Origin of the sequence: Sphingobium sp. ba1 (genome assembly GCF_000743655.1) — a bacterium.
Taxonomy (GTDB): Bacteria; Pseudomonadota; Alphaproteobacteria; order Sphingomonadales; family Sphingomonadaceae; genus Sphingobium.
Genome location: NZ_JPPQ01000069.1, coordinates 2,716,472 through 2,728,244 on the forward strand (window position 1 = coordinate 2,716,472; position 11,773 = coordinate 2,728,244).

Consider the following 11,773-nt stretch of genomic DNA (forward strand, 5'->3'; position numbering starts at 1 on the left):
GCTTTGAAACTCGGAACCCAGACCATGCCATCATCCTACAGCTGCCAGATCACCGCCACCCCCGACGACATCGACATCCTCGGCCATGTGAACAATGCGGTCTGGGTCCAGTGGATGGAGCGGGTGTCGGTCGACCATTGGAACCGCGACGCCGACCCGGCGCATGTCGATGCTTATATCTGGGTCGTGACCCGGCATGAGATCGACTATCGCGGCAATGTGACGGCGGGCGAAAGCGTCACCGCGCGCACCTGGATCCCAGAGGCACCCCGCGGCGCGCGGTTCGACCGGATGATGGAATTTGTGGGGGCCGACGGCAAGGTGAAGGTGGCGGCCAAATCCACTTGGGCGATCATCGACAAAGCCACCGGCCGCATCCTGCGCGTGCCGCCGGAGGTGGCGGCGAACTTCGTGGATTGAGGCCGTGACGCACGAGGCATAGAACTGTTCCCCGGCGGAGGCCGGGGGCCAGGGCGACTTGGCACCGCGCCTGGGGCTTCTGGACTCCGGCCTACGCCGGAGAACAGGTCAGGGCGACGGCACCACCACCTCGAACACATCGCCTATCCCTTGCTCGCCCGGCAACGCCTCCCGTTCGCTTGCCTGCCGATTCCACATCAGCGCATAGAGGCCATCGGCGCGCACCAGATCGGCATGGCGGCCGCGTTCGACGATGCGGCCTTGGTCCAGCACGATAATCTCTTCGGCATCGACCACGGTGGACAGGCGGTGCGCCACCACCAGCGTCGTGCGTTTCCGGCTGATGTCGCGCAGCACCGTCTGAATCTCGGTTTCGGTGCGGCTGTCGAGCGCGCTGGTCGCTTCGTCCAGCACCAGCAAGGGCGGGTCTTTGAGCAATGTCCGCGCAATCGCTACGCGCTGTTTTTCACCGCCCGACAGCTTGAGGCCGCGCTCGCCGACGCGGGTGTCATAGCCTTTGGGCAGGCTGAGGATGAAGTCGTGGATCGACGCGGCCTTGGCGGCGGCTTCGATCTCGTCCTGCGATGCGCCTTCGCGGCCATAGCCGATGTTATAGCCGACCGTGTCGTTGAACAGCACCATGTCCTGCGGCACGATGCCGATCGCGGCACGCAGCGAGGCCTGGGTCACCTTGGCTATATCCTGCCCGTCGATCGTCACCTGGCCCGACTGGATATCGTAGAAGCGGAACAGGATGCGCGCGATGGTGGACTTGCCCGCGCCGGAAGGCCCGACGATCGCCAGCGTATGCCCGGCGGGCACTTCGAAACTGACATCATGCAAAATCTCGCGTTCGGGATCATAGCCGAAGCGGACATGATCGAACCGCACCGCGCCGCCCGGTGCCTGCAGCACCGTCGCGTCCGGCGCGTCGGCGACTTCGGCCTGGGTGTCGATCAGTTGATACATCGCCTCCATGTCGATCAGCCCCTGACGGATGGTGCGATAGACCATGCCGAGCAGGTCGAGCGGCCGGAACAGCTGGGCGAGCAGCGTATTGACCAGCACGACGTCGCCGGTGGTGAACTGGCCGACGCTCCAGCCCCACACGCTGTACGCCATCGCGCCCGCCATCATCAGGTTGGTGATCAGCGACTGGCCGACATTGAGCCAGGCGAGGCTGTTCTCGCTCTTGATCGCGGCCTTGGCATAGCGGCGCATCGCCCCGCTATAGCGGTCGGCCTCGCGCTGTTCCGCGCCGAAATATTTGACCGTCTCGAAATTGAGCAGGCTGTCGACCGCATGGGCGACGGCGCTGGTGTCCATGTCCACCATGTCGCGGCGCAGCTGGTTGCGCCATTCGGTGACGGTGCGGGTGAACCAGATATAGGCGACGACCATGACGAGCGTGGCGGCGACCAGCCCCCAGCCGAACTTGAACAAGAAGATGGCACAGACCGCGACCAGCTCGATAATGGTGGGGGCGATGTTGAACAGCAGGAAATAGAGCATCGTGTCGATGCTCTTGGTGCCGCGCTCGACGATCTTGGTGACTGCACCCGTGCGCCGGTCGAGATGGAAGCGCAGCGACAGGCGGTGGAGATGGACGAACACGTCATCGGCCAAGCGACGGCTGGCCTCCTGCCCTACCTTCTCGAACACGGCATTGCGCAGATTGTCGAACAGGACCGCGCTGAACCGCGCGCCCGCATAGACCAGCACCAGCGCCATCGCGAGGCCCACCGCCGGTTCCATGCCCGGTGCCATCCGGTCGATCACGCCCTTATAGGCAAAGGGCATGGCGATGCTGATGAGCTTGGCCAGCAGCACCAGCAGCATGGCGATGGCGACGCGGCGACGCAGCGCGGGCGCATCGGCCGGCCACAAATAGGGCAGGAAGCGGCGGAAGGTCGCCCAGACGGGCGGCAAGGGAGCGGTTTCGGGCGTTTCGGGAGGCATAAGGGGGCTATGTAGGGCTTATGGCCGGGCGGTCCAGTGGCAAGGGGGGCGGGGGCTGAGGGACAGGCGGCGTCGAGGCCTTAACTTCGCACTTTTCCCGCACATTGCGATAGTATGTTGCGCCGGCCTGGTCCTATCGCAAAGGTGAGACGGGAGCCTAGCAGCGTTGCGGCCGGTAGGACAGCGCGCTTGCGCAGGCGGGTCTGCCATGGCAGCTTTCGGTTCGTCTCGAACGAGCGAAGGACGGCCCGATGCAACCCTTCACCATGGCGCTGGCACCCGAAAAATTGTGGCAGGCGATCAACCCGCTTTATTGGACGCAAAATGGCGGGCAGATCGGCCTCGTCAACATCACCCTGGGGCAGACGGCGCGCCCCGACATCGAACGCACGGTGCTGGACGAGGTCGGCAGCTATGGCCGCCAGATCGGCCGCATCGGTGATGCGCTCGAAATATTGATCCGCCATTTCGACACGACGGACCTGCCCCAGCCAGAGCGCGACGCGCTGGCGATACTGATGGGGCAGCTCGCCGACGTCCGCAAGATCAAGGCGCGCGAGCGGGGGTAACGGACCGGCGCGGTCAGGCGTGGGCGAGGTGCTGGCGGAACCAGTCGGCCAAGTCCGCCTCGCCCAGATTCCCGGCGGCGAAGTCCAGCATGGTGCGGGTCGCGTCGCCCGCGTCGAAACTTAGGGCAACACCGTTGAGAGCCAGAAACAGGCGCGCCAGCACCCAGCCGGTGCGCTTGTTGCCATCGACGAAAGGATGGTTGCGGACGACGCCAAAGGCATAGGCGGCAGCCAGTTGGCAGTGATCCTCCTCGCCATAAGTCCACTGGTTGAGCGGCCGCGCCAGCGCCGATTCCAGCAATCCATCATCGCGAACGCCGGTGCCGCCGCCATGTTCGGCCAGTTGGCGGTCATGAATGGCAAGCGCGACGGGCTTTTCGATCCAGACCGGCTCGCGGCGCTGCTCGCCGGTTTCCACCATGTCCGCTTACTTCGCCAGCACGCGCAATATGTCGCGATCCTCGCGCATGATCTGTTCGGCCAGGTCCATCTTCGATTCAAAGTCGGGATTGGCCGCGGTCAAGCGCACGCCATCGGGGGATTCGGTAACATAGAGCATATCCCCAGGCCCGACGCGCAGCTGCGCCAGCAATTCCTTGGGCAGGATGACTCCGGCGCTGTTGCCGATCTTGGTGATTTTGAGGGGCATGTTCATACGCGCGTTATAACATGGATGGCGGCGAGGGTGCAACGGCCGCGCTTCTTGTCAATATTAGCGCAATATTGTAGGTATTATGGCCATGGCACAGATGAACATCTCGCTCCCCGATGGCCTCAAAAGCTGGATAGAGGCCCGCGTCGCCGAAGGCCGCTACAGCAGCAGCAGCGATTATGTCCGCGACCTGGTTCGACGCGAGCAGGAAGCGGAGGAAAAGCTGCGCATCTTGCGTGCCGCGATCGAAGAAGGGCTCGCGTCCGGGGTTAGTGACAGGACGATCGAGGATATTATTGCCGACCGGAGGAAGCGGGACGGCATAGCCTGATGCACGTCCTGATCAGTCAGGCGGCGGATGCCGATCTGGACGCCATTCTGGACTATGGCATGACTGCCCATGGGCGGGATCGTGCGGAAGCCTATTTGCGGATGATCCATGCGACATTCGGTCGGCTGCTGGATTATCCGGCTTTGGGTATGGCGAGGCCAGACATTAAAGCGGGCATAAGAACGCTGCCCGCCGGGGAGCATCTCGTTCATTATCGGCTCGACGGCGATATCGTGCTGATCGTCCGCGTGCTGCACAAGGCGATGGACCCGGCGCGGCATTTTTGACGGGCGTGTAGCGTGCGATTGCGTGTCCGGGGCAAGTGCTATATATGTATAGCGACCCCTGGAGGCTGATATGCTTGCCGTGCGCCTGACGCCTGAATTGGAGAGCCGCCTTGATGCGCTGGCAGCGCGAACGGGGCGGACAAAGACATTTTATGCGCGCGAAGCAATCGAGGCGCATCTGGATGATCTGGAAGATTTTTATCTCGCCGAGGAACGGATGAAGGGTTTTCGCGCGGGCGACGCCATTCCACTTGCCGATGTGAAGCGCGATCTTGGCCTGGCGGATTGAGTTTCTGCCCGATGCGGTAAAGGAGTTGAAGAAACTCGACCGTAGCGTGGCCCGGCGGATCATTACGACATTGGAGGAACGGATCGCCACGCTGGACGATCCGCGTACGCTGGGCAGCGCGCTGACCGGCGACCATGCAGGCTATTGGCGCTGGCGGGTCGGCGATTATCGCGTGGTGGCGCGGATCGAGGATGAGCGGGTGGTGATTATTGTGGTGCGGGTTGCGCATCGGCGGGAGGTTTATCGGTGAACTCGTTGCTCGCTTGAAATAACCCAACCGATAGGTTATTTATCGCCATGGTTACGATCCATCGTGCGCATGGCATGCGCTTCGTCATCTACACGCACGATCATGAGCCGCCGCATGTCCATGTGCTGGGCAATGGCGAGTTGAAGGTCGCGCTGTCGCCGGATGGCGCACTGCCCCAACTCCTATATGCGATCGGCATGAAAGCGGCGGATCGCAGGCGAGCGATGGATGTGGTGCTGGAGCGGCAGGCGGCGTTCATGACGCACTGGCGGGCGATACATGGAGATGAGGAATGACGGATCACTGGTCCGATGCGCAGATCGACGCGGCAGAGGCGCGGGGGCGGGACGCGCTGGCCAACGAACCGCGCGCGCTGGCCGCGCGTTATGATCGCAAGGCGGCGCGCATCATCGTCGACCTAGCCAGCGGCGCAACATTCGCCTTTCCGCCCAGCCTGGGGCAAGGGCTGGAAGCGGCCACGCCAGATCAACTGGCAGAGGTGGAGATTGCGGGCGCGGGCTTTGGCCTGCATTGGGAGGTGCTGGACGTCGACCTCTCCGTTCCGGCACTGATGGCCGGATCATTTGGCACCAAGGCATGGATGCGCGAACTGGCGCGGCGCGCGGGCAGCGTGACATCGCCCGCCAAAGCAGCGGCGGCGCGGGCTAATGGGGCGAAGGGTGGGCGGCCGAAGAAGGTGGGGTGATATCAGTGACAACCTGTATCCAGAAATGGCGTGATCCTTTTTACAGATCACGCCACCCAGAGATCACGGTCCAACGGCAACACGTTGTTCATCGAACGTGACCAGCCACGCATATCACACCCAATGCCGTTGAACAACATGCCTACGTAGTTCATCATCGTGATGAACTACCATTCATTATAACGTGGTGTATTGCGGTGAGTTAATTATTAGGATACCAAAACGGCCTCGGAAGTCGCAGCAACGACAACCGAGGCCGGGAGGTAGTCACCCACCTCGTGCGTTAGGACACGCGAGGCGGAGCATAAAGCACCCTCCTTCACGCCGTCAATGAGTGTGGCTAATCATTGACGCCAAACGAAGGAAAAACAATGTCTAAGCCTATCGGAACAACTGCTCGCACCGGGGAAAACTGCCCCGAATCCGGGGTGTGGAAACCAGCGAATGGGACCACCACCGCGCCGATCGCCGAGGGCAATCGGATGCCTCCTTATAATGGGGCGGCGACGACATGGAGGCTCATCCGTTACGCCTAGCAACAAGCCGTGAAAAAGGGGGCCGGTCGATCACCGGCCCCCTTTTGAAACTTTGTTGGCAATTGAAAATCAATCCCGCTCCCGATCCCCAGCCCCCATATACAATTCACTCCCCGTTTCCCTGAACACCTTGCTCATTTCTGCCATGCCCTGTTCGGCGGAGGCTGCGTCCAGGGGCGCGCGCGCTCCACCATTTGGCTTCGCCAAATGGTTCCCCTCCCCGTGCCGGGGAGGATTGGCGGCGATGAAGGCGTCGGCTTCCTGATTCTGCTTCGCGGCGAAATCGCGGACTTCCTGCGTGATCTTCATCGAGCAGAATTTGGGGCCGCACATCGAGCAGAAATGGGCGCTTTTCGCGCCCTCTGCGGGGAGCGTCTGGTCGTGATATTGTTCCGCCGTGTCGGGGTCGAGCGACAGGTTGAACTGGTCGCGCCAGCGGAATTCGAACCGCGCGCGGCTCAGCGCATCGTCGCGCACCTTCGCCGCCGGATGCCCCTTGGCCAGATCAGCAGCGTGGGCGGCGAGCTTGTAGGTCACCACGCCGACCTTCACGTCGTCGCGGTCGGGCAGGCCCAGATGCTCCTTGGGCGTGACATAGCAAAGCATCGCCGTGCCATACCAGCCGATCATAGCCGCGCCGATCCCTGAGGTGATATGGTCGTAGCCCGGCGCGATGTCGGTGGTGAGCGGCCCCAGCGTATAGAAAGGCGCTTCGCCGCAGGCTTCGAGCTGCTTTTCCACATTCTGCTTGATCTTGTGCATCGGCACATGGCCCGGCCCCTCGATCATCACCTGCACATCCTGTTCCCAGGCGCGCTTGGTCAGTTCGCCCAGCGTATAGAGTTCGGCAAATTGCGCCTCGTCATTGGCGTCAGCAATCGAACCGGGGCGCAGGCCATCGCCCAGCGAATAGGCGATGTCATAGGCCTTCATGATCTCGCTAATCTCGTCGAACCGCTCGTAGAGGAAGCTTTCGCGATGATGGGCGAGGCACCATTTCGCCATGATGGAGCCGCCACGCGACACGATGCCGGTGACGCGCTTGGCGGTCATCGGGATATAGGGCAGCCGCACGCCGGCATGGATGGTGAAATAGTCGACGCCCTGTTCCGCCTGCTCGATCAGCGTGTCGCGGAAAATCTCCCAGGTCAGATCCTCGGCGACGCCGCCGACCTTTTCGAGCGCCTGATAGATGGGCACGGTGCCGATCGGCACGGGCGAGTTGCGGATGATCCATTCGCGCGTGTCGTGGATGTTGCGGCCCGTGGACAGGTCCATCACCGTGTCCGCGCCCCAGCGGATCGACCAGACCAGCTTGTCGACTTCGGCGGCGACGTCGGATGCGACCGCGCTGTTGCCGATATTGGCGTTGATCTTGACCAGGAAATTGCGGCCGATCGCCATCGGTTCGGATTCGGGATGGTTGATGTTGCTGGGGATGATCGCCCGGCCGCGCGCCACTTCGTCACGGACGAATTCGGGCGTCACATAATCGGGGATTTCCGCGCCCCAATCCTGCCCGTCGCGGACATATTCGGCCAGCCGCGCCCGGCCCAGATTCTCGCGCTCCGCCACATATTCCATTTCCGGCGTGATGATGCCGCGACGGGCATAATGCATCTGGCTGACATTGGCGCCCGCCTTGGCGCGCAACGGCCGCCGCGCCCCCAGCGGGAATTGGGCCACCCCGCCGCTACGATCCGGCCCTTTGAGCCCATTATCCTCCGGCCGCACTTCGCGCGCGGCATACGTCTCCACATCGCCCCGGCCGACGATCCAGTCGTGGCGCAACGCGGGCAGGCCCGCACGAATGTCGATCTGCGCCGCCGGGTCCGTATAGGGACCGGACGTGTCATAGACGCGCACCGGCGCTTCGCCGCTGCCCGGCTCCAGCGTGATTTCGCGCATCGCGACCTTCAGCGGGCCGACATGAATTTTGCGCGACCCCCTGATGGGGCCAGTGGTGACGCCGATTTCGGTGCGGGCGGGAACATCTGCCATTTTCGTCTCTCCTTCATGGGCGAGGAGAGCGACGGCGGGCGGTGTGACGGCGCGCTGACCCTCCCTACGCCGGTGTCAGCCGGATCAGGTTCAACGGGTCGCAGCCACATAGCTGCCTCTCAACCGTCTGCGGACGGTCCCCCGGGGATGCTGGACAGGGTAAGCCGTTCGCGGCATGAGTCCAGCGCTTATGTCTCACCATCCCCCACCCGATCTTTCCACCAAGGAAGGCCGCAAGGCGTGGCGGCATGAATATCGCATGGTCGCGGTGCGCCCGCGCCGTTGGGGGCTGTGGCTGCTGACCGCCGGGTTTCTGCTGTGGCTCGCGCCGTCGGCCTTTGGCCTGCACAGCATCCTGGGCTGGTCGCCCAGCCTGATCGGCATGGCGCTGATGCTGATGGCAACGCCGCTGCTGATCGCAGGCGCGGTGCTGCGGCGGCGCTATCGGCGCGGGCGGTTGGGCACTCCCTAGAATCTGCACGGCCCGCGCGATTGGCTGTTGCATTGCAGCAGGGGGTAGCGTTTGATCGCGGCCATGCTCAAAGCCGCACTCCACCACCTCACCGCCTATCGTTACAATCGCCCGATCCGCCTGGGGCCACAGGTCATCCGCCTGCGCCCGGCGCCGCATAGCCGGACCAAAGTCCCCAATTATGCGCTGAAGATCGAACCGGCGAACCATTTCCTGAACTGGCAGCAGGACCCGCACGGCAACTGGCTGGCGCGCGTGGTGTTTCCCGATCCGGTCGATCATTTCCGCATCCAGGTCGATCTGCTCGCGGACCTCGACATCATTAATCCATTCGATTTCTTCGTCGAGCCTTATGCGGAGACTTACCCCTTCGCCTATGACGACCAGCTGAAGACCGACCTCGCCGCCTATTTCGACATCGAACCACAAGGGCCGATGTTCGACGCGATGGTGGAGCAATATGATGGTTTTCAAAGCCGGACGGTCGATTTCCTGGTCGAGGTGAACCGCCGCCTCCAACAACAGGTCGGCTATGTCATCCGCATGGAAGCGGGCGTGCAGACGCCGGAAGAGACGCTGGAAATCGGCACCGGATCGTGCCGCGATTCCGCCTGGCTGCTGGTGCAATTGCTGCGCCGCCTCGGCTTTGCCGCGCGCTTCGTGTCGGGCTATTCGATCCAGCTGGTCGCCGATGTCGAGCCGATCGAAGGGCCAAAGGGCGTGACGCAGGACGTCGTCGACCTCCACGCCTGGGCAGAGGCCTATGTGCCGGGCGCAGGCTGGGTGGCGCTGGATGCCACCAGCGGCATGTTCGCAGGCGAGGGGCATATTCCGCTCTGCGCGACGCCGCATTACAAGTCCGCCGCACCGATCAGCGGCATGGCCGAACCGGCCGAAGTCGATTTCGAATTTGCGATGAACGTGTCCCGCATTGCCGAAGCGGTGCGGATCACCAAGCCATTCACCGACAGCCGCTGGGACGCGGTGATGGCGCTCGGCGCACAGGTCGATGCCGACCTGATCGCGCAGGACGTGCGCCTGACCACCGGGGGCGAGCCGACGTTCGTGGCGGTCGATGGCGGCGATGCGGGCGAATGGAATGGCGATGCGGTGGGACCAACCAAGGCGGCCTATGCCGACCGGCTGATCCGCAAGCTGCGCGCGACCTTTGCGCCGGGCGGCCTGCTGCATCATGGGCAGGGCAAATGGTATCCGGGCGAAAGCCTGCCGCGCTGGGCCTATGCGGTCTATTGGCGCAAGGATGGCACGCCGATCTGGCGCGACGAAAGCCTGATCGCGCCCGACGATGCGCCCGACGGCGCGCGCATGGTGACGCCCGCCGACGCCCGCGCGTTCCTCAGCCATATGGCCGGGAATATGGGCTTTACCGACGAATATACCCATGCGGTCTATGAAGATCCGGCGGTCTGGGCGGTCAAGGAAGCCGACCTGCCGATCAACGCCAGCCCCGATGATCCCAAGATCAGCGACCCCGAAGCGCGGGCGCGGATGGTCAAGACGTTCGAGCGTGGCCTCGACCAGCCGGTCGGCTATGTGCTGCCGGTCCAGCGCTGGCAAAGCCAGGTCGCCAAGCCCCGCTGGCAGAGCGAAATCTGGCAGTTGCGGCGCGGCAAGCTGTTCGCGGTGCCGGGCGATTCGGCGCTGGGCTATCGCCTGCCGCTGGGGTCGCTGCCCTATGTGCCGCCATCCGACTATCCCTATATCCACCCCCGCGACACCAGCGAGCCGCGCGAACCGCTGCCCGATTTCCGCACCCAGATCGTCGAACAGGCGAGCGTCGAGGAAGTGCGCGCGCAACAGTCGCAGCGGGTCGCCGGTCCCGAAGGCGGCATGGCCGCGCAGGAGCGGGTCGAGCAGGTCATCATCGAAGGCGCGGTGCGGACCGCCGTGACGGTCGAACCGCGCGGCCATTATCTCTCGGTCTTCCTGCCCCCGGTGCAGGCGCTGGAAGATTATCTGGAGCTGATCGCCGAGGTCGAAGCCGCCGCCGAAGCGCTGCGTATCCCCGTGCGGATCGAGGGCTATTCGCCGCCGCCGGACCCGCGCATCGACGTGCTGAAGGCCACGCCCGACCCCGGCGTGATCGAAGTGAATGTCCAGCCCGCCGCCAGCTGGGACGAGACGGTCCATATCACCCAGCAAGTCTATGACCATGCTCGCGAATGTCAGCTGACCGCCGACAAATTCATGGTCGACGGGCGCTCCGTCGGCACCGGCGGGGGCAATCATATCGTGCTGGGCGGGCCGACATTGGGTGACTCGCCCTTCATCCGCCGCCCCGATCTGCTCAAGAGTTTCGTCCTCTATTGGCAGCGCCATCCCTCGCTCTCTTACCTGTTTTCAGGGCTCTGCATCGGCCCGACGAGCCAGGCACCGCGCATCGACGAAGCGCGGCATGATGGCCTCTACGAGCTGGAGATCGCGCTGGCGCAGGTGCCCAACCCGTTTGCGGGCGAAGGGGCTGCGCCGCCGCCCTGGCTGGTCGATCGGCTGTTCCGCAACCTGCTGGTCGATGTGACGGGCAATACCCACCGCACCGAAATCTGCATCGACAAGATGTTCTCGCCCGATGGTCCCACCGGGCGGCTGGGCCTGCTGGAGTTTCGCGGGTTCGAAATGCCGCCCGAAGCGCGCATGAGCCTGGCGCAGCAATTGCTGCTCCGCGCGCTAACCGCCTGGTTCTGGCGGCAGCCGCAGCAGGGCCATCTGGTGCGCTGGGGCACGACGCTGCATGACCGTTTCATGCTGCCCCATTTCGTCTGGGCCGATTTCCTGGAGATCCTGTCCGACCTGCGCGGTGCGGGCTATGATTTCGACCCCAACTGGTTCGAGGCGCAGCGCCAGTTCCGCTTCCCGGTCCATGGCACGGTCGATGCGGGCGGCGTGGGGCTGGAAATCGCCCATGCGCTCGAACCGTGGAATGTGCTGGGCGAAACCGGGGCGATCGGCGGCACGGTGCGCTATGTCGACTCATCGACCGAACGATTGCAGGTGCGCGCCACGGGCCTGGTCGCCGGGCGGCATATCGTCGCGTGCAACGGGCGGCAGGTGCCGATGACCGCCACCGGCGTTCCGGGCGAAGCGGTCGGCGGCGTGCGCTACAAGGCATGGGCACCGGCCAATTGCCTCCACCCCCACCTGCCCGCCAATGCGCCGCTGACCTTCGACGTGCTGGACAGTTGGAGCGGGCGGTCGCTGGGCGGCTGCGTCTATCATGTCGCGCATCCGGGCGGCCGCAATTACGACACGCTGCCGATCAACGGCTATGAGGCCGAAGCCC

14 protein-coding genes and 1 riboswitch are annotated in these 11,773 nt (G+C 63.9%); of the genes, 10 read left to right on the forward strand and 4 right to left on the reverse strand.

The features are described from left to right. Positions 1-24: 24 nt before the first annotated feature. Positions 25-420: an acyl-CoA thioesterase gene (locus IL54_RS16335; RefSeq protein WP_037478961.1), complete on the forward strand. Its 396-nt coding sequence runs from the start codon at positions 25-27 to the stop codon at positions 418-420. Positions 421-528: 108 nt separating this feature from the next. Here the strand turns inward: IL54_RS16335 and IL54_RS16340 are convergent, their stop codons facing one another. After that, positions 529-2,379 carry an ABCB family ABC transporter ATP-binding protein/permease gene (locus IL54_RS16340; protein WP_037476940.1) on the reverse strand — a complete coding sequence of 617 codons (1,851 nt, stop codon included), beginning with the start codon at positions 2,377-2,379 and terminating at the stop codon, positions 529-531. Between the two features lie 251 nt (positions 2,380-2,630). Here IL54_RS16340 and IL54_RS16345 point away from each other — a divergent pair, with 251 nt between their 5' ends. After that, positions 2,631-2,948: a hypothetical protein gene (locus IL54_RS16345; RefSeq protein WP_037476942.1), complete on the forward strand. Its 318-nt coding sequence runs from the start codon at positions 2,631-2,633 to the stop codon at positions 2,946-2,948. Between the two features lie 13 nt (positions 2,949-2,961). On the opposite strand, the gene IL54_RS16350 is transcribed toward IL54_RS16345, so the two are convergent. Both IL54_RS16350 and IL54_RS16355 read right to left on the reverse strand, forming a co-directional pair. Continuing rightward, positions 2,962-3,369, reverse strand: a complete 408-nt coding sequence (locus IL54_RS16350) for a type II toxin-antitoxin system death-on-curing family toxin (RefSeq protein WP_037476944.1) — start codon at positions 3,367-3,369, stop codon at positions 2,962-2,964. A 6-nt stretch (positions 3,370-3,375) separates the two neighbouring features. Then, positions 3,376-3,603: an AbrB/MazE/SpoVT family DNA-binding domain-containing protein gene (locus tag IL54_RS16355; protein ID WP_081912942.1), complete on the reverse strand. Its 228-nt coding sequence runs from the start codon at positions 3,601-3,603 to the stop codon at positions 3,376-3,378. A 94-nt stretch (positions 3,604-3,697) separates the two neighbouring features. On the opposite strand from IL54_RS16355, the gene IL54_RS16360 reads away from it, so the two are divergent. The 6 genes from IL54_RS16360 to IL54_RS16385 all read left to right on the forward strand — a co-directional run bounded on the left by IL54_RS16360 (position 3,698) and on the right by IL54_RS16385 (position 5,463). Beyond that, entirely contained in the window at positions 3,698-3,931 is a 234-nt protein-coding gene (locus IL54_RS16360; protein WP_443211091.1) for a type II toxin-antitoxin system ParD family antitoxin, read from the forward strand. Continuing rightward, positions 3,931-4,218: a type II toxin-antitoxin system RelE/ParE family toxin gene (locus IL54_RS16365; protein WP_037476948.1), complete on the forward strand. Its 288-nt coding sequence runs from the start codon at positions 3,931-3,933 to the stop codon at positions 4,216-4,218. Before IL54_RS16360 ends, IL54_RS16365 begins: the two co-directional genes overlap by 1 nt. A gap of 70 nt (positions 4,219-4,288) precedes the next feature. Next, positions 4,289-4,507, forward strand: coding sequence for a type II toxin-antitoxin system RelB family antitoxin (relB, locus tag IL54_RS16370; protein WP_037476950.1), 219 nt, complete (start codon positions 4,289-4,291; stop codon positions 4,505-4,507). Further along, positions 4,491-4,757, forward strand: coding sequence for a type II toxin-antitoxin system RelE family toxin (locus IL54_RS16375; protein ID WP_037476952.1), 267 nt, complete (start codon positions 4,491-4,493; stop codon positions 4,755-4,757). The genes relB and IL54_RS16375 overlap by 17 nt, the downstream gene beginning before the upstream one ends. A gap of 47 nt (positions 4,758-4,804) precedes the next feature. Beyond that, a complete protein-coding gene (locus IL54_RS16380) occupies positions 4,805-5,053 on the forward strand; it encodes a DUF4160 domain-containing protein (protein ID WP_037476954.1) in 249 nt (82 codons plus the stop codon). Next, positions 5,050-5,463 carry a DUF2442 domain-containing protein gene (locus tag IL54_RS16385; protein WP_037476956.1) on the forward strand — a complete coding sequence of 138 codons (414 nt, stop codon included), beginning with the start codon at positions 5,050-5,052 and terminating at the stop codon, positions 5,461-5,463. Before IL54_RS16380 ends, IL54_RS16385 begins: the two co-directional genes overlap by 4 nt. A 605-nt stretch (positions 5,464-6,068) precedes the next feature. On the opposite strand, the gene thiC is transcribed toward IL54_RS16385, so the two are convergent. After that, positions 6,069-8,000, reverse strand: coding sequence for a phosphomethylpyrimidine synthase ThiC (gene thiC, locus IL54_RS16390; RefSeq protein WP_037476958.1), 1,932 nt, complete (start codon positions 7,998-8,000; stop codon positions 6,069-6,071). Between the two features lie 44 nt (positions 8,001-8,044). Continuing rightward, positions 8,045-8,154, reverse strand: a riboswitch (TPP riboswitch). A 36-nt stretch (positions 8,155-8,190) separates the two neighbouring features. On the opposite strand from thiC, the gene IL54_RS16395 reads away from it, so the two are divergent. Next, on the forward strand, positions 8,191-8,472 hold the full coding sequence (locus IL54_RS16395) for a hypothetical protein (RefSeq protein WP_037476960.1): 282 nt from the start codon (positions 8,191-8,193) through the stop codon (positions 8,470-8,472). Positions 8,473-8,535: 63 nt separating this feature from the next. Further along, positions 8,536-11,773 (forward strand): transglutaminase family protein (locus IL54_RS16400; protein WP_037478968.1); only part of this gene is annotated, 3,238 nt, incomplete at its 3' end.

What these genes read in the sequence shown, in the direction of transcription:
- IL54_RS16380 (WP_037476954.1), top strand. Translation starts at nt 4,805, where the DNA reads ATGGTTACGATCCATCGTGCGCATGGCATGCGCTTCGTCATCTACACG.
- IL54_RS16335 (WP_037478961.1), top strand. Translation starts at nt 25, where the DNA reads ATGCCATCATCCTACAGCTGCCAGATCACCGCCACCCCCGACGACATC.
- IL54_RS16360 (WP_443211091.1), top strand. Translation starts at nt 3,698, where the DNA reads ATGAACATCTCGCTCCCCGATGGCCTCAAAAGCTGGATAGAGGCCCGC.
- IL54_RS16350 (WP_037476944.1), bottom strand. Translation starts at nt 3,369, where the DNA reads ATGGTGGAAACCGGCGAGCAGCGCCGCGAGCCGGTCTGGATCGAAAAG.
- IL54_RS16385 (WP_037476956.1), top strand. Translation starts at nt 5,050, where the DNA reads ATGACGGATCACTGGTCCGATGCGCAGATCGACGCGGCAGAGGCGCGG.
- IL54_RS16365 (WP_037476948.1), top strand. Translation starts at nt 3,931, where the DNA reads ATGCACGTCCTGATCAGTCAGGCGGCGGATGCCGATCTGGACGCCATT.
- relB (WP_037476950.1), top strand. Translation starts at nt 4,289, where the DNA reads ATGCTTGCCGTGCGCCTGACGCCTGAATTGGAGAGCCGCCTTGATGCG.
- IL54_RS16340 (WP_037476940.1), bottom strand. Translation starts at nt 2,379, where the DNA reads ATGCCTCCCGAAACGCCCGAAACCGCTCCCTTGCCGCCCGTCTGGGCG.
- IL54_RS16395 (WP_037476960.1), top strand. Translation starts at nt 8,191, where the DNA reads ATGTCTCACCATCCCCCACCCGATCTTTCCACCAAGGAAGGCCGCAAG.
- thiC (WP_037476958.1), bottom strand. Translation starts at nt 8,000, where the DNA reads ATGGCAGATGTTCCCGCCCGCACCGAAATCGGCGTCACCACTGGCCCC.
- IL54_RS16345 (WP_037476942.1), top strand. Translation starts at nt 2,631, where the DNA reads ATGCAACCCTTCACCATGGCGCTGGCACCCGAAAAATTGTGGCAGGCG.
- IL54_RS16355 (WP_081912942.1), bottom strand. Translation starts at nt 3,603, where the DNA reads ATGAACATGCCCCTCAAAATCACCAAGATCGGCAACAGCGCCGGAGTC.